At 57.1% G+C, this 15528-nt stretch carries 13 protein-coding genes; 9 read left to right on the top strand and 4 right to left on the bottom strand.

Going from position 1 to position 15528, the window contains the following annotated elements; genetic code table 11:
- Nucleotide 1 precedes the first annotated feature (1 nt).
- Nucleotides 2-1849 (top strand): peptidoglycan D,D-transpeptidase FtsI family protein, encoded by a 1848-nt coding sequence (locus ACFFK0_RS08610; RefSeq protein WP_377469704.1) that lies wholly within the window; start codon nt 2-4, stop codon nt 1847-1849.
- A 54-nt stretch (nt 1850-1903) separates the two neighbouring features.
- Complete coding sequence (locus ACFFK0_RS08605) at nt 1904-2752, top strand: lipoate--protein ligase family protein (protein ID WP_377469702.1); 849 nt, start codon at nt 1904-1906, stop codon at nt 2750-2752.
- Here the strand turns inward: ACFFK0_RS08605 and ACFFK0_RS08600 are convergent.
- Nucleotides 2749-3480, bottom strand: a complete 732-nt coding sequence (locus ACFFK0_RS08600; protein WP_377469701.1) for an alpha/beta hydrolase — start codon at nt 3478-3480, stop codon at nt 2749-2751. The genes ACFFK0_RS08605 and ACFFK0_RS08600 overlap by 4 nt on opposite strands.
- Before the next feature lie 219 nt (nt 3481-3699).
- Here ACFFK0_RS08600 and pdhA point away from each other — a divergent pair, with 219 nt between their 5' ends.
- The 7 genes from pdhA (at nt 3700) to ACFFK0_RS08565 (ending at nt 12005) form a co-directional block, all read left to right on the top strand.
- Nucleotides 3700-4767, top strand: a complete 1068-nt coding sequence (gene pdhA / locus ACFFK0_RS08595) for a pyruvate dehydrogenase (acetyl-transferring) E1 component subunit alpha (protein ID WP_377469948.1) — start codon at nt 3700-3702, stop codon at nt 4765-4767.
- A 72-nt stretch (nt 4768-4839) separates the two neighbouring features.
- A complete protein-coding gene (locus tag ACFFK0_RS08590) occupies nt 4840-5817 on the top strand; it encodes an alpha-ketoacid dehydrogenase subunit beta (protein ID WP_377469700.1) in 978 nt (325 codons plus the stop codon).
- Between the two features lie 64 nt (nt 5818-5881).
- Complete coding sequence (locus ACFFK0_RS08585) at nt 5882-7186, top strand: dihydrolipoamide acetyltransferase family protein (protein ID WP_377469699.1); 1305 nt, start codon at nt 5882-5884, stop codon at nt 7184-7186.
- A gap of 3 nt (nt 7187-7189) precedes the next feature.
- Nucleotides 7190-8605, top strand: a complete 1416-nt coding sequence (lpdA, locus tag ACFFK0_RS08580) for a dihydrolipoyl dehydrogenase (protein WP_377469697.1) — start codon at nt 7190-7192, stop codon at nt 8603-8605.
- A 152-nt stretch (nt 8606-8757) separates the two neighbouring features.
- Nucleotides 8758-10233 carry a protein adenylyltransferase SelO gene (locus tag ACFFK0_RS08575; RefSeq protein WP_377469695.1) on the top strand — a complete coding sequence of 492 codons (1476 nt, stop codon included), beginning with the start codon at nt 8758-8760 and terminating at the stop codon, nt 10231-10233.
- A gap of 122 nt (nt 10234-10355) precedes the next feature.
- The gene (locus tag ACFFK0_RS08570) at nt 10356-10943 is read left to right on the top strand and encodes an alpha/beta hydrolase (RefSeq protein WP_377469694.1); all 588 of its coding nucleotides are present in this window, start codon (nt 10356-10358) and stop codon (nt 10941-10943) included.
- A gap of 357 nt (nt 10944-11300) precedes the next feature.
- The gene (locus ACFFK0_RS08565) at nt 11301-12005 is read left to right on the top strand and encodes a YdeI/OmpD-associated family protein (protein ID WP_377469693.1); all 705 of its coding nucleotides are present in this window, start codon (nt 11301-11303) and stop codon (nt 12003-12005) included.
- 71 nt (nt 12006-12076) lie between these two features.
- Here ACFFK0_RS08565 and ACFFK0_RS08560 read toward each other — a convergent pair whose 3' ends face one another.
- The 3 genes from ACFFK0_RS08560 to ACFFK0_RS08550 all read right to left on the bottom strand — a co-directional run bounded on the left by ACFFK0_RS08560 (nt 12077) and on the right by ACFFK0_RS08550 (nt 15315).
- Nucleotides 12077-13474, bottom strand: coding sequence for an ABC transporter substrate-binding protein (locus tag ACFFK0_RS08560; protein WP_377469692.1), 1398 nt, complete (start codon nt 13472-13474; stop codon nt 12077-12079).
- 96 nt (nt 13475-13570) lie between these two features.
- Nucleotides 13571-14398: a carbohydrate ABC transporter permease gene (locus ACFFK0_RS08555; RefSeq protein WP_377469691.1), complete on the bottom strand. Its 828-nt coding sequence runs from the start codon at nt 14396-14398 to the stop codon at nt 13571-13573.
- Complete coding sequence (locus tag ACFFK0_RS08550; protein ID WP_377469947.1) at nt 14395-15315, bottom strand: carbohydrate ABC transporter permease; 921 nt, start codon at nt 15313-15315, stop codon at nt 14395-14397. The genes ACFFK0_RS08555 and ACFFK0_RS08550 overlap by 4 nt, the downstream gene beginning before the upstream one ends.
- Nucleotides 15316-15528: the final 213 nt, after the last annotated feature.

Here is a 15528-nt window from a genome sequence, read left to right as displayed (position 1 = left end):
AATGATTAGCAGTAACACACATATGGACTGGGGGCCGGTAAAGATGGTCGATCGGCGAAGAGTATACATCATATTGCTGCTATTTACACTGGGAGTCGCGGCGATCGCGGGTAGATTGTTTTGGATACAGGTTGCCGCGGCAAGCCGGTTTACGGAACGAAACATCGATCTTGTCAAGAACTCCGTGCTGCAGCGGCAGCGAGGGCTTATACTCGATTCCGGGCGGGGCCGATTCGTTGATCGCAGCGGTCAGGCGCTGACGGGAGAAGTGCGCCGCGGCTTGCTCGTATTCCCTGTGAACGAAGCGTATTACGGCACGGCGGAGCAGCGTAAGCCGCTGCTTGCCATCCTGCGCACCGGCGAGTCGGAATGGCGGTCGTTCCTATCGGGCTTGAAGGAGCCGGCCTGGTGGCCGAACCCGGAAGGCAAGCCTCTCGGTCTGACGAACGAGCAAGCGGCTCAAATCGAGAAGCTTGGCATACCGAACGTAAGAGTGGCCGAGCTGACGATCCGTTACCCGGCGGGAATGCCGGCCGCTCAGTTGATCGGCTTCGTCGGGCAAAATCCGGAACGGGTGGAATCCGTATTCCGCGATCAGCTGGAGAAAGGCCAGCTGCAGCGGGATAGCGAGATCGGAGCGTCGGGACTGGAAAAGACGTTCGAGCCCTGGCTGCGAAGTCTGGGCCCGACGACGTTGTCATATTTCATGGATGCCGGCAAACGGCCGCTGCCGGGACTGGATGCCCGAATCGTCAGCTCGGAAACGGCGCATTATCCGCTTACCGTCCACACGACGATTGACGCCGGGCTGCAGCGCGGAATCGAGCGGGCGATGGATCGGCTCGGCGTCACAGACGGCGCCGTCGTCGTTCTCGATGCGGATAATGCGGACGTGCTCGCGATGGCCAGCCGTCCGTCCTTCGATCCGACGAATGTCGATTTGCCGGGTGGCGGCTGGAGCAATAAAGCGTTAATTCCGGCAACGCCAGGCTCGGTGTTCAAAATCGTAGTGGCGGCAGCCGCTCTGGAAGCGGGCGTTGTGCAGCCGAATGAAGCGTTTGAATGCCATGGAGAGCTTGGAAAATACGGCTTTCGCTGCTGGAAGGAAGGCGGTCACGGTACATTGACGCTGGAGGAGGCTTTCGCCGAGTCGTGCAACATTACATTCGCCGAAGTGATGAAGCGCTTGACGCCGGAACAGGTTGAAGCTGCGGCACGCAAGCTGGGCCTGCTCTCCCCGGTCGGCTGGGAGGGGAACGTCGGGGGGCGCCCGTTCCGTCAGTTTGACGGGGAAGCGTCAGGACAGCTGTTCGCCGCAGGTACTCCAACCAACGATGAAGGGGTGCTGCTGCAAACGGCGATCGGCCAGCGCGACGTTCGGATTACGCCGCTGCAGGCTGCCAATATGGTCGTGTCGCTGCTCCATGAAGGCGAAGTGCTTGAGCCGCGGGCGGTCAGCTCGATTACGCTAAAGAGCGGTAAAGTGCTGGAGACGTTTGCGGAGAAGAAGGTTCTCAGCCCCGAGGAGAACGGTATATCGGGAGCAACGGCCAGAAAGCTGCTGAGCTGGATGCACGAAGTTGTGGAAACGGGCACAGCGACCAGCTTGCAGAAGGCAAAGTGGCCGCTCGCCGGCAAATCCGGGACGGGACAAGTCATCACCGACGGTCCGCGTACGACCGATAATCAGTGGTTCGTCGGTTTCGCCCCGGCCGATCGGCCCCGCTATGCCATTGCGGTGCTGGCGGCTAACGTGCCGAGTGACAGAGCGGGGATCGCATTGGAGCTGTTTCGGAGCACAACCGATTTTATGGCGGATCGCGACGCTTTACAAACGAGTGCCAAATGAATTACATTAGGCGCTGTACATATGTTAGCGCTAATGCCGGGAAGGTTGATGATCATGATCGGGACGGAAACACTTCAGCGGGCAGGAAGCGGTTTGCCGGAGCGGCTGCTGCTGCTGGACCGGACGGAGGCGATCGGCTTTGAGCCGATCCTTTATGCTTTCGCCCGGGACGAGCTATTGTGCAGACATACGGGCTTGACCGGCGAAGCTGTGCTTCATCTATGGCGCCATCCGCGCGCTTTTGTTATGGGGCTTCGCGACGGCCGGCTCCCGGGAGCGGCGGCTGCTTCCGGCTGGCTGCGGGATTTGGGCTATGCGGCGGCCGTCCGCAATTCCGGAGGTGCGGCCGTTCCGCTTGACCTCGGCGTACTCAACGTGTCGCTGGTATTGCCGAAAGCGGAAGGGAAGCTGGGGTTTCGGGAAGATTTTCAAACGATGGTGAAATTGCTGCAGGGGAGCTTCGCGGAGCTGACGGGAGCGGTCGTGGCTGGCGAAATAGCGGGCTCCTACTGCCCGGGCGAATTCGATCTGGCGATTGGAGGAAGGAAGTTTTGCGGCATCGCGCAGCGGCGTCATGCGAATGCAATGGTTGTTCAGGCGTTCATCGTCGTGGAAGGGATCGGGATGGAGCGGGCCGCTCTCGCCCGGGCGTTCTACGAGAAGGCTGCCGCTAACGCGGCGGCCGATTACCCGCACGTTCGCCCGGAAACGATGGGCAGCTTGAGCGAACTGACCGGCGCGGCCGTCACCTCGATGCAGGCGGCGGAGCACATCCTGCGGTTCGCCGGCTTGACGTCCGAGCTGAAGGCATTCGATGCTCCGGACGTTCTGGCGGAGGAGCGGGTGCGCCGCAAAGCGGAGGAGCTGGAGCAGCGCTATGCACCGCCCCCGGTCCAAGATTAAGCTTGTAAAAATAACCGTAAAATCGCCGGGAGCTCCTGCTGCCAAAATCCCCACAGGTGCTTGCCCGGTTTTTCCTCGTAGGTCAGATTGGCCCCGGCGCGCAGCAGGATTTCTCTCGTAAGCCGGTTCGCTTCGACAAAATCGAACGTCCCCCGCTCCGTCTTCACTTCCGTTTCATCCAGACCGACAAGCATATGGATGCGAAGCTGCGACAGGTCGCCCGCTTCCTCCAGCTGAAGACGGGTCCGTTCAAAAAAGGCTCCGGACAAGGATAACACATTGCCAAATAGGTGAGGATAAGCTAAGGCGAGGTGCAGGGAGACCGTCCCGCCCAGCGAATCGCCTGCGGCGATGCGCTCCCCGGCCGTGCGGCGGACAGGGTAACGCTCTTCGACGAACGGCAGCAGCTCTTCGGCGAAGAAACGCAAATAGGCGTCGTGCCGCTCTCCTTCCGGAGCATATTCGGCCGTCCGCGTTGCGGTGTCGACATCGACGCCGACGGCAATGGCGGGCTCGAGGCCGTCATCGAGGATCCCGGCGGTCAGCGATGTGGCGAGGCGGCCGAAGTTGAAAAATTGTTCGCCGTCTTGGCAGTACAACACAGGGTAGGACAGCACCTCGTTGTAGCCGGGAGGCAAGTAAATGCGCAGCTGGCGTTCTTCTTGCAGACGGTTGGAATAGAGCGTTTCCTTGACCACCGTTCGTTGATAATAACGGGATGTATCCATGGGTCTGACGCCTCCTGAAGCTCAAGGGAGAGCAGGTGTATTCATACAGTTTGCCATGCAATTGGCTAACTGTATTATATATTTTTGATAACTGTATTATTCTGATAATGCCCGAGAGTTCAATATTTTCAAGGAAAACGATGTACATTTCAAAAAAACAGGTTTATAATACTACTATAACAGAATTCTATTATGAGGTGAATCTAGGTGAGCAAAACGATGAATAAGCCTTCCTACGAGGTCAGCGTCGAACCGGTTCAACCGTTAACCATCCTTTCTCCGGAAGGGAAGGTCGTCAACGAAGAAGATATGCCGAATTTGTCGAATGACCAGCTGCGCGAGATCATGCGCCGAATGGTCTTTACCCGTGTATGGGATGAAAGAGCAGTCAATCTGGGCCGTCAAGGCCGACTCGGCTTCTACGCTCCGGTGTCCGGACAGGAAGCGACGATGATCGCCTCCGAGTTCGCGCTCAATAAGGACGACTTTATCTGCCCTGGCTACCGCGACATGCCGCAGCTCGTTTGGCACGGACTTCCGATGTACCAAGCGTTCCTGTACTCCCGGGGCCACCAGCACGGCGGCCAAATTCCGGAGGACGTGCATGTACTGATGCCGCAGATCATTATCGGCGCTCAGATTTTGCATGCGACTGGCGTGGCAATGGCATTCAAGAAAAAAGGCGAGAAGCGTGTCGCCATTACGTATACCGGTGACGGCGGTTCGTCCGAGGGCGATTTCTACGAAGGCTTGAACTTCGCGGGCGCGTTCAAGCTGCCGGTCATTTATGTCGTACAGAATAACGGCTACGCGATTACGACGCCTTATTCCAAGCAGACTGCAGCCGCTTCCGTAGCGCATAAGGCCGTTGCCGCCGGTATTACGGGCGTGCAGGTTGACGGTATGGACGCTCTGGCTGTTTACAAAGCGGTGTCGGATGCCGCAGAGCGCGCTCGCAACGGCGGCGGCGCAACGCTGATCGAGGCGCTGACGTACCGTTTCCGTCCGCACTCCATGGCTGACGATGCGACGAAGTACCGCACGAAGGAAGAAGAGGCCGAATGGGAGAAGAAGGACCCGATTTCGCGCCTGCGCACGTATCTGACGGCGAAAGGCCTGTGGAGCGAAGAAGAAGAGGCAGCTGTTCGCGAAGACGCGAAGAACACGGTAGCCGAGCAGATCAAGAAAGCGGAAGCAACGGAGAAAATGACGATTGCCGGCTTGATCGATACAATGTTCGAAAAGACACCGAAGCATCTGGAAGAGCAAAAAGCGGAGTATCTGTAAATTGAATATCGCGGTGCGGCTCGCACCGGTTAACGGAATAGAACCATTATCGACTGGGAGGGCATAGCAGTCATGGCTCAAATGACAATGATTCAAGCGATTAAGGACGCGATGCGGGTAGAGCTCGCGCGCGATCCGAACGTGCTGCTGTTCGGCGAGGACGTCGGCCACGTTGGCGGCGTATTCCGCGCAACGGAAGGACTGCAGGGGGAATTCGGCGAGGACCGCGTATTCGATACGCCGCTCGCGGAATCGGCGATCGGCGGTTTGGCCGTCGGTATGGCGACACAAGGCTTCCGCCCGATCGCGGAAATTCAATTCGTCGGCTTCATCTATGAAGCGTTGGACCAAATTTGCGTACAAGCGGCGCGTATGCGCTACCGTTCCGGCGGCCGTTATCAGGCTCCGATTACGTTCCGCACGCCGATCGGCGGCGGGGTAAAAGCTGCAGAGCTGCATACGGACCCGCTCGAAGGCCTGCTCGTGCAGACTCCGGGCATCAAAGTCGTGTATCCTTCCAACCCTTATGATGCGAAAGGTTTGCTGATCTCTGCGATCCGCGATAACGATCCGGTATTTTTCCTGGAGCATTTGAACCTGTACCGCTCGTTCCGTGCAGAAGTGCCGGAAGGCGAATATACCGTCGAGATCGGCAAAGCGAACGTCGTTCGCGAAGGCAAAGACGTAACCGTCGTAACGTACGGCGCTATGGTGCATACTTCGCTGAAGGCGGCTGAAGAGCTGGAGAAGAGCGGCGTATCCGTTGAAGTGATCGATCTGCGTACGCTGATGCCGCTTGATATCGATACGATCGTCGAATCCGTAAAGAAAACGAACCGCGTTGTCGTCGTGCAGGAAGCGCAGAAGACGTCCGGCGTAGCGGCGGAAGTGATTGCGCAGATCAACGAAAAGGCGATTCTGCATCTGGAAGCGCCGGTGCTGCGGATTGCGCCTCCGGATACGGTATATCCGTTCGCGCAAATCGAAGACCAATGGCTGCCGAACCCGGCCCGCATTGTGTCGGGTATCCGCAAAGTACTGGATTTCTAAGCTCGTTTCCAATCGAAATATCGGCATAGCGTGACTGGCTATTACCGAAGGAGGTCAACCAATCGTGGCTCGTTATACGTACCCATTCCCGGAGCTCGGCGAGGGCATTCACGAGGGTGAAATTCAAAAGCTCAATGTGAAGCCCGGCGACGTAGTAACCGACGATACCATTATTATGGAAGTTCAGAACGATAAAGCTGTTGTCGAAGTGCCTTGTCCGGTCAACGGCAAAGTGCTCGAGGTGCTGGTGAAGGAAGGCCAAGTGTGCCACGTCGGTGAAGCTGTTGCCATCATCGAAGTGGAAGGCGATCTGCCGGCGGGCGCGGAAGTTGCGCCGGAGCCGGCGGCGGCTGCAGCGCCTGCACCGAGTGCAGCGCCGCAAGCGGCGGCGCCGAGCGCGCCGGCTGCAGCGCCGGCTGCTCCTGCGGCAGCTGCGCCGTCGGCGCAGGTGCTCGCCACGCCGAGCGTGCGCAAGCTCGCTCGGGAGAAGGGCGTCAACCTGGCACAGGTGACGCCGACAGGCAAGCACGGCCGCGTAACGCGCGAGGACGTGCTGGGCTTCGCCGCAGGCGGCGGCGCAGCTGCCGCCCCGGCGGCTACGGCTGCAGCGGCAGCGCCAGCCGCATCGGCTGCGGCCGGTGCGCCTAGCACGGTCGTGGCAGGGGAACGCGCCGAAGAGCGCGTTCCGTTCAAGGGCATTCGCAAGGCGATTGCGAATGCGATGGTGAAATCGGCGTACACGGCGCCGCACGTGACGCTGATGGACGAAGTCGACGTTACGGAGCTCGTCGCGCTGCGCAATAAGGCGAAGCCGCTCGCGGAGAAGAAGGGCGTCAAGCTGACGTACCTGCCGTTCATCGTGAAGGCGCTCGTCGCCGCCTGCCGCCAGTTCCCGGTCATGAACGCCATGATCGACGAAGAGAAGCAGGAGATCGTCTACAAGCACTACTACAACATCGGTATCGCTACCGATACGGATAACGGCCTGATCGTTCCGGTTATCGCCGATGCCGACCGGAAGAACGTATGGACAATCGCGAACGCGATTAAGGACCTCGCTACACGCGGCCGCGATGGCAAGCTGGCGCCGAACGAGATGAGAGGCTCGACGATCTCGATCACGAACATCGGCTCCGCCGGCGGCATGTTCTTCACGCCGATCATCAACTTCCCGGAAGTGGCGATCCTCGGTACGGGCCGCATCTCCGAGAAGCCGGTCGTGAAGAACGGAGAAATTGTCGTCGCTCCGGTAATGGCGCTGAGCCTCAGCTTTGACCACCGCATCGTGGACGGCGCGACGGCGCAAAACTTTATGAACTACATCAAGCAGCTGCTGGCTGATCCTGAGCTGCTGGTTATGGAGGTGTAAGCCATGGTTGTCGGTGATGCTTCCATCGATATCGACGTGCTCGTCATCGGAGCGGGTCCCGGCGGATATGTCGCGGCAATTCGCGCGGCACAGCTCGGCAAGAGCGTGCTGATCGTCGAAAAACAACATTGGGGCGGCGTCTGCCTGAACGTTGGCTGTATTCCGTCCAAAGCGCTGATCTCTGCGGCTCATCGCTATGAGGAAATGTCGCACAGCGCCGATATGGGCGTAAGCGCGGAGAACGTGAAGCTCGATTTCCAGAAGGTAATCGAGTGGAAAAACTCCATCGTCAAGAAACAAACCGGCGGCGTCTCGATGCTGCTGAAGGGCAACAAGGTGCAAATGTTCGAAGGCGAAGCGATGTTCATCAACGAGAACGAAGCGCGCGTCTTCAATGAGCAGGAAGCGCCGCGATACCGGTTTAAGAACTGCATTATCGCTACGGGCTCCCGTCCGATCGAACTGAAGCCGTTCCCTTACGGCGGCCGCATCATTTCGTCGACGGAAGCGCTCAGCCTGCCGGAGCTGCCGAAGAGCATGGTCGTTATCGGCGGCGGCTATATCGGAATCGAGCTCGGCCAAACGTTCGCGAAGTACGGCACGAAGGTGACAATTCTCGAGGGCGGCGAAACGATCCTTCCGGGCTTCGAGAAGGAAATGTCGCAGCTGGTAGCACGCAATCTGCAAAAATCCGGCGTCGAGATCGTAACCGGCGCGCTGGCTCAGTCCAGCAGCCAGACCGAAAACGACGTAACGGTAACGTACAAAGTCGGCGATACCGAGCATTCCATCACGGCCGATTACCTGCTCGTCACGGTAGGCCGCCGTCCGAATACGGACGGAGAGCTCGGACTTGACCTGATCAACATCAAAATGACCGACCGCGGCTTGATCGAGGTCGACAATCAAGGCCGCACGAGCATCCCGCACATTTTCGCTATCGGCGATATTGTTCCGGGTCCGGCTCTGGCGCACAAGGCTTCGTACGAAGCGAAGGTCGCTGCGGAAGCGATCGCGGGTCTGCCTAGCGTAGTCGACTACAAGGCAATTCCTGCTGTCGTGTTCTCCGATCCGGAAATCGCCGGCGTCGGCCTAAGCGAAACGGAAGCGAAAGCGCAGGGTATTGAGGTCGTAACGGGCAAGTTCCCTTACGCCGCCAACGGCCGCGCCAACTCGCTGAATGCGACGCAAGGCTTCGTGAAGCTCGTTGCCGAGAAAGGCACGAATACGCTGCTCGGCGCGCAAGTCGTTGGTCCGGAAGCTTCGAACCTGATCGCTGAGCTCGCACTGGCGCTTGAAATGGGCGCTAACCTGGAAGACATCGCCCTGACGATCCACGCTCACCCGACACTGGGCGAGATGGTTATGGACGCTGCCGAAGGCGCGCTCGGACATCCGATCCACACGCTCGGTAAATAATAAAGGAAAATCCGCTCAACGGCTTAGGACCGGAGAGCGGATTTTTTTCGTGAATGTATCGTATATGTGTGTAAAGGCTGCGGGTCGGAACGCAGATAGGATATACTAGTTGTAACGAAGGATCACTGCAAAGGGGTTGAAACCGAACAACCATGACAGAGAAAATCGTAATGATCGATACCGGCTGGAACTTCGACAACAGTTATGCCAGGCTGCCCGAAGCACTTTTTAGCAAAGTGAGCTTGAACCCTGTCGCCTTACCGCGCTTAGCCGTGCTTAACGAGTCGTTAGCCGACTCACTGGGCTTGAATGTAGAGGCGCTGCGCAGCAAAGACGCTATCGCTGAACTGGCCGGCAACCGCGTTCCGGATGGTGCCAGTCCAATCGCTCAGGCGTATGCCGGACATCAGTTCGGACATTTCACAATGCTGGGTGACGGCCGGGCTATCCTGCTTGGCGAACAGATCACGCCCCGCGGCGATCGGGTCGATATTCAGCTGAAGGGCTCCGGCAGGACGCCTTATTCGCGGCGGGGCGACGGCCGGGCTGCGCTTGGACCGATGCTGCGCGAATATATCATCAGCGAGGCGATGCATGCCCTCGGCATTGAAACGACGCGCAGTTTGGCTGTAGTGACCACCGGCGAGCCGGTATACCGGGAAACCGAGCTCCCCGGCGCTGTTTTGACGCGGACGGCGGCCAGTCACATCCGTGTCGGGACGTTCCAATATGCAGCGGCACGCGGAGATGTCGAAGTGCTCAGGGCACTCGCCGATTACACGCTGCAGCGACATTTTCCGGATGTGGACGGGGGCGAGAACCGCTATGCAGCTTTCCTTCGGGAAGTGATTAAGCGTCAAGCGTCGCTTATTGCGAAGTGGCAGCTCGTCGGATTCATCCATGGAGTGATGAATACCGATAACATGGCAATCAGCGGAGAAACGATCGATTACGGACCTTGCGCCTTTATGGACGTCTACGATCCGGAGACGGTATTCAGCTCCATTGACACGTACGGCCGTTATGCCTACGGTAATCAGCCAACCATTGCGGCTTGGAATTTGGCGAGATTCGCGGAGTCGCTGCTACCGCTGCTTCATACCGATACGGATCAGGCCATCCAGCTGGCCGAGACGGAAATTGCCGAATTCCAGCAGCTGTACCGCGGCCACTGGTTATCCGGCATGCGGAGGAAGCTGGGGCTTGTGAACGAAGAGTCCGAGGATGCGGCACTTATTGAAGACCTGCTCGGACTGATGCATAAGTATGAAGCGGATTATACAAATACGTTCCGTGCGCTCGCTTCCGAAGAACGGGAAGCTTCCAGCCTGTTCGAAGCCGAACCGTTTGCCGAATGGGAAACGAAGTGGCGTGCGCGACTGGACCGCCAGCCGGAATCGAAGGATGCCTCACGAGAGCTGATGAACAGCAGCAATCCGGCGGTGATCCCGCGTAATCACCGGGTGGAGGAGGCGCTTGACGCGGCGGTGAACGATCATGATTTCACCGTGATGGAACGTCTGCTAGACGTTCTGGCGAAGCCATACGAGGCTTCCCCGGATCGATCCGTATATTGCGCTCCGCCTAGACCTTCCGGCCGTCCATACCGGACGTATTGCGGAACGTGACAGCAAATAGGAACGAAGCCACTTCTTTCGTTGAAGTGGTTTTTTCATTTTCCCAAGAAGGTATGGGGCATACAAAACCGAATGTTACATGTAGGGAGTGGATGAGGGGGGACCGCAAATTCATGGATGGTAACGGTAAACAGCCATTTTACAATGTTCATATGAAATATTGGGAGCAATATCAGAGCTTTTTCCCAGAGGACATGCGAATCCATGGACATCATTTGCCGGCGGAGGAGTATTGGAGCTGGAACGATTGTCCGATTCACCTGGATCGTTTCCCCGCGAGCAATCCAGCATCAAGTGATCTCATCCATGGTGCGGGCGGAAACGGAAGATTGTTGGCCCCTTATGCGAGGCTGCTCCAAACGAATGGATATGACGTCGTTGCGCCGGATTTTCCGCCATATGGACTTAGTTCTGTGGACTCTTTGGCCTTATTGGATTACGGCCTTTGGGTGCAGATGCTTGCGGATTTCGTGGAACGGGAGATTCAACGGGACGGCAAACCTGTTGTTTTATTCGGAGTGAGTATCGGAGGTATGCTCGCTTATCATGCGGCTGTAAAGTCAGGGGGAGTCAAAGGGCTGATTGCGACGACATTCGTGGATACGAGTAACCCGAGCGTTCGCGATCAGCTCGCTCCGAACAAGCTGGTGAGCCGGGCCGGCAAATGGATCATGGATACGTTCCCCTGCATGCTGGATTGATTGCGGGTTCCGATTACTCTTGTATCGAGAATGGAGCTGGTCTGCAATAACGCCGAAATGACGCGGCTCATGCTGAAAGATCCGCAAGCGGCAGGAATCAGCATTCCCATCCGCTTCTTGAGAACATTCCTTGATTACAAAGCTTCGCTGGAACCGGAGCAGTTCGATCGTTGTCCTCTGTATGTTCCTCCTTTTCCAAGGTGTCGGGTTAATATTTCAAAAAGCCTTAATCATAGTCGGAGCCACGATAAACTGTTCTTGGTTTTGTTTTGCTGTCCACTTTATTGCCTTCTTGCGCGAAATCGGGTACAACAGAAATAGCGGTTACGGAGCATAAAGCGGAAGGGTGCATGATGGATGAATGCGGAACATGTGAAGAAGCTGCTCGTTAAGGGGCCGCTGCGTATGCTGGTCATGAACGCACCGGAGGAGTATACGGCCGAGCTGGACGTTCTGCCGGAAGGAGCGCAGATTACGGTATGGAACCCGGAGACGGGGCCGTTCCCGGTAGAGGGAGGCGAATTCGATTGGGTGCAGCTGTTCGTGCGGAGCGTGGCGGAGATGGAGAGCCTGGCCCCGGTGGCGCTGCGCGCAGTCAGGCGTGACGGCCTGCTCTGGATCGCTTACCCGAAGAAGAGCGGCAAGATCAAGACGGACATATCCCGGGATGCCGGGTGGGAAACGGTACATGCGGCGGGCTGGACCGGCGTATCGCTCGTCTCGCTGGACGAGACGTGGTCGTCGATGCGGGCCCGGCCGGTCGATGCGATCGCTTCGATGACGCGGGAGTTCGAGAAGGTGACGGAGGAAGGCAGGGTCGTTAGGGAAAGGCCGGCTTCCGGAACGGACAAGCCGCGCTTCGTTGAAGTGCCGGACGACTTTCAGGCTGCGCTGGACCGGAGCCCGGCGGCGAAGTCGCTGTTCGAAGCGATCGCCTATACGCATAAGAAGGAGTACGTCAGCTGGATTACGGACGCGAAGAAGGCGGAAACCCGCGAGAGCCGCATCGCGAAGTCGATTGAAATGCTGGAGAGCGGAAAGAAGAGCCGGATGCAGAAGTAAGCTTGATGTAACGAAAAATCCCGTAGCCTCTATGCCCGAGGTTACGGGATTTTTCATTGGTACGGTAGGGCTTACTTCGCTACCGTCTTGTTGTAGTTGGCAATTTTCTCCGAGATGCCTTTCGCTGCATCGTCCAGAGCCGCCTGCGGCTGCTTCTTGCCGGTCAGCGCTTCTTCAATAGCCGTTTCCGTCAGCTGGCGAGCTTCCGGGAATACGCCCATGACTGCGCCTTGCGTCGCTTTGTTCAGCTTCGTGTTGTGCAGCTGGTCGACAGCCGTCTTGAACTGCGGATACTTCGTCAGGTTGTCCTTCACGCTTTGCTGGTCATAAGCAGCTTTCGTGATCGGGAAGTAACCGGTGTTGATGTGCCAGAAAGCTTGTGTTTCCGGCTTCGCCAAGAACTTCATGAATTCCCAAGCGGCTTTCTGCTCGGCTTCCGGCTTGTTGTTCAGAATCCAGTTGGATGCGCCGCCGACGATTACGCCGCCTTCTTTCGCATCGGCTGGCTTCGGCAGGAATGCCGTACCGACCTGGAACTTTCCGTTCGCGCCGTCTACGATACCGCGCAGGGAGGCAGTGGAGTCAAGCGTCATCGCCACTTGACCGGCAAGGAACGCTTTCTTCGTATCGTCCGTTTTACGGCCGAGGTTCGTTGCGACCTTGCTGTCAACGAGGTCTTTCCACCAGGTCAATGTCTTCACGCCGATGTCGGAGTTCACTTGGGACTTCGTCGCTGGCGATGTACGGCCGTTGCCGTTATCGATCAGTTCCGCTCCCTGGTTGGCGAAGAATTGCTCCATGAACCAGCCGTAGATGGCGAACGAAGCGCCTGCACCCGGCTTCGTCTTGGAAATGGCTTCAGCGGCTTTCTTAACATCTTCGAACGTTTGCGGCGGCTTCTCCGGATCGAGGCCCGCAGCCTTGAACATATCCTTGTTATAGTACAGGATCGGGTTGGACGTATTGAACGGCAGGGAGTTCAGCTTGCCGTCGAACGTATAGTAGCCCAGAATGTTCTCTTCCAGCTTGGAAAGATCATATTTTTCAGCATCGATGAATTTCTGTACCGGCGTAATCGCTTTGGAATCGATCATGAAGCGGGAGCCGATCTCGAACACTTGAATCATCGTCGGGCCGGACTTGGAATCCATCGAAGCTTTCATTTTGTTCAAGCTTTCGTCGTAGGAGCCTTGATACACCGCTTCTACTTGAATATCTTTCTGCGAAGCATTGAAGTCTGCTACAAGCTTATCGACCGCTTTGCCGAGCTCGCCGCCCATCGAGTGCCACCACAGAACTTTAACCGGGGTAGAAGCTGCCGGAGCGGCTGCGGATGCAGCCGGCTTCTCCGAAGTGTTGGCCGGAGCGGTGTTCGCATTCTCGGATGCTGTGCTGCCACAAGCGGAAGTAACCATCAGCGCGCCGATTGCGGCGAACGCCGTGAAGCTGCGGAGCTTCAAATGTTTCATTGATTTTTTCTCTCCCTTTAATGAATAATAGTTTTTTATATGTGAACCGCCGGAGATGGCGGCAATCACCGGACAATAGACTTGCTTGCGATATGGTCAGCCCTTCACCGCGCCCGCGGTAATGCCGCGCACGAGCTGCTTCAGCCCGAGTACGAGCAGCAGCAGGGAAGGCAGCAGCACGAGAGCTACGCCGGCGAGAACGATGCTCCATACCGTCATCTCCTCGAATTGCAGCATGGAGATACCGATTTGCACGGTACGCATCTTGTCGCTGTTCGTTATGAGCAGCGGCCACAGGTACATATTCCAAGATTGCAGGAACACATACACGGACAAGGTGGCGAGTGCCGGCCGGCTCAGCGGCAGCACGATGCTGAGGAAATGGCGGATATGGCCGCAGCCGTCCATCCGCGCCGCTTCGAACAGCTCCCTGGGAAGCTGGAGGAAAAACTGGCGCAGCAAAAATACGCCGAAGGCGGAAGCAAGGAACGGCACGGTTAGTCCCGGATACGTGTCAAGCCAGCCCCATTTCTTGATCGTGAGGTAGTTTGGAATGATCGTCACTTCCCACGGGATCATCATCGTCGACAGGAACAGGGCGAACCAGAACGCCTTGAAGCGAAACTGGATGTAAGCGAACGCATAGGCGGCCATCGCGCCGGTCAACACTTGACCGATCATGATGATCGTAGCGATCACGAAGCTGTTGATAATGAAGCGGTCAACCGGAATGGCCTTCAGCACGCCGGTCAAATTGCCCAGATACAGACTGGACGGAATCAGCTTCGGCGGAAAAGTGTTGGCTTCCGCCGGCGTCAAAAAGACGGCCAGGTACGTGTAAATCAGCGGATACACCATCACGGCGGCAAGAATCGTCAGCAAAATGTAAACGAGCGAGCTGCGGATAAATCGGGATGCGATCATTGATAATGCACCTTCTTCTCCAGCACGGTGAATTGAACGATCGTCAAGATCAAAATGATGACGAACAGGACGAGAGCCATGGCGCTGCCCGTACCGAACTGATAATTGACGAACGCTTCTTTATAAATCGAATACACGAGCACTTCCGTGGCCCCTGCGGGACCGCCCTTCGTCAAAATGTGCATTTGCCCGAAAGATTGGAAGGCGTTGATGATCGAAACGATGATCAAGAAGAAAATCGTCGGCGACAGCAGCGGCGTGACAATCTGGACGAACGTCCGGATCGGGCCGGAGCCGTCGATGCGGGCGCTGTCGTAAATATCGTCGGAGATGCCCTGCATGCCGCTCAGCAGCACGATAAAGTTAAACCCGGAATGCATCCAGACGGTCATCAGCGAGATGGAGAGGAGCGCGTTCGCGGGATCCGTCAGCCACTGTACGGGAGCTAAGCCTGCGGATTGCAAAAAATAATTGAACATGCCTAGCGTCGGATGAAACAGCATCATCCATATGACCGCCGTCGTACTGACCGAAAGAGCAAGCGGCAGCGAAAAGACAAATTGAAACACGCGCATGAAGCGCAGCTTCGTATGGGTCAGAGCCGCCATGATCAGCCCGAGGACGATCCCGGTCGGGACGGTATACAGCGTAAAGAGCCCCGTTACTTTCAGGCTGTTCCAGAACGCTTCCGAAGAAAGCAGGGTGACGTAGTTGTCCAACCCGACGAAGGCGGCGATCCGTCCGCGCGGATCCGTTAAGTGAGCGCTCAAATATACGGATTGGATCAGCGGGTAAAACAAAAAAATGCCGAATAAGAGTAACGAAGGTGCAAGGAATCCGATGGCCAAGACGTTCTCTCTGATGCGCATCCCGCTCAGCGTCGACAGCTTGCCGACGGCTCTCGGGCCGGGCGTCATGGAGGCTGCGGAAGGAGCCGTTGGTAACAGTTCCCGTTCTAACGATTCCAAGGTTGAACCCATCCTTTCTCGTAAACATCCTCCGTAAGTGTACAAGCGGTTTGTTTACCAAGTGTCAATATTTTATTAAGATTTTGTTGAGAAGTGTCAAACCGTGGTGCAAGCTATGGCTGAAGCGAGAGGCATCCACTATAATGACGGAGAAGCATTCCT

Source organism: Paenibacillus chartarius, assembly GCF_042432825.1.
Classification (GTDB): domain Bacteria; phylum Bacillota; class Bacilli; order Paenibacillales; family NBRC-103111; genus Gordoniibacillus; species Gordoniibacillus chartarius.
The sequence above is the reverse complement of the archived record's forward strand: the minus strand, read 5'-3'. Positions and strand labels throughout refer to the sequence as shown.